Source organism: Aquabacterium lacunae, from assembly GCF_004310865.1.
In the GTDB taxonomy this organism is placed as follows: Bacteria; Pseudomonadota; Gammaproteobacteria; order Burkholderiales; family Burkholderiaceae_C; genus Aquabacterium; species Aquabacterium lacunae.
Genome location: NZ_SIXI01000045.1, coordinates 1 through 587, shown reverse-complemented (window position 1 = coordinate 587; position 587 = coordinate 1). Strand labels below are relative to the sequence as shown.

The window sequence follows — 587 nt, the reverse complement described above, 5'->3', positions numbered from 1 at the left end:
GGCGCGCAACGACGTGGTCGGCGGCGATGAAGACACGCCGTTCAGCTTCGACCCGCGTGCCAACGACACCGACCCGGAGAACAACCCGCTGACCATCCTGACGGTCAACGGCCAGCCGATCAGCGTGACGCAGCCGGTGGTGATTGCCGGCAAGGGCACGGTGAGCATGAAGCCCGATGGCTCGCTGGAGTTCACGCCGGTCAAGGATTACAACGGCAGCTTCGACGTGCCGTACACGGTGAGCGACGGCCAGCCGGGCTCGGTGCCGCAGCAGGCCAGCATCACGGTGACCATTGCGCCGAAGAATGACCTGCCCACCCCGAACCCGGAAGACCCCGAGTTCGACCCGGTGACCAACAAGTTCGTGGCCACCACGAATGAAGACACCCCGGTGTCTGGCACGGTCACGGCCACCGATGTGGACGGCGACAAGCCCACCTACGCCCTGAGCACCGACACCGCCAAGCAGCCGCAACACGGCACCGTGACGGTCAATACCGACGGCAGCTGGACCTACACCCCGGCGCCGAACTACAACGGTGAAGACGTCTTCACCGTGCTGATCGACGACGGCAAGGGTGGCGTGA

General features: G+C 65.4%; 1 protein-coding gene. It reads left to right on the top strand.

Annotated elements, in window-relative coordinates:
- A partial coding sequence (locus EYS42_RS16935) for an Ig-like domain-containing protein (protein ID WP_130969389.1) occupies positions 1–587 on the top strand: 587 nt, incomplete at both ends.